Consider the following 552-nt stretch of genomic DNA (forward strand, 5'->3'; position numbering starts at 1 on the left):
TATACGGATCCGAGTGGGTATTTGTTTAAGAAGCTGTTTAAAAAATTAAAGCCTTTCGCCAGTCTGATTGTTGGTGCTGCACTGATTTATTTCACGGGTGGAACTGCAAGTTGGTTTGCTTCCTCCTGGTATGGCGCAGCATCGGCTGGTGCAATAGCTGGTGCCACAGGGGCGGCGGTCAACGGGGGCAATATCCTCAAAGGAGCGCTCACCGGGGCGGCCAGTGCAGCAGCATTTTATGGTGTGGGCACAGCGTTTGATAAAGTTGAGTTTGGCAGTATGCTCCATGCTGGGAAAATTGCAGCACATGGCCTGGTCGGTGGTGTAATGGCCGAATTATAGGGCGGAAATTTTGGTCACGGCTTCGTTGCAGCGGGCGTGACACAGGCATTTGCACCGGGTATCGACACCATTGATGCTGGCTCTAGCTTCAGTATCGCCCGGGTGGCTGTGTCGGCTATTGTTGGTGGTACAGCTTCTAAACTCTCTGGAGGTAAATTTTCTAACGGTGCAGTGACTGGCGGATTTTCAAGGATGTTTAATGATGAGATG

The 552-nt window shown here is 51.1% G+C and carries 1 protein-coding gene; it reads left to right on the plus strand.

The annotated features are described in order from the left end of the window. Positions 1-342 (plus strand): hypothetical protein (locus TW77_RS25525; protein WP_046007496.1); only part of this gene is annotated, 342 nt, incomplete at its 5' end. Positions 343-552 lie beyond the last annotated feature (210 nt).

It is taken from the genome of Pseudoalteromonas rubra, from assembly GCF_000967655.1.
Classification (GTDB): domain Bacteria; phylum Pseudomonadota; class Gammaproteobacteria; order Enterobacterales; family Alteromonadaceae; genus Pseudoalteromonas; species Pseudoalteromonas rubra_A.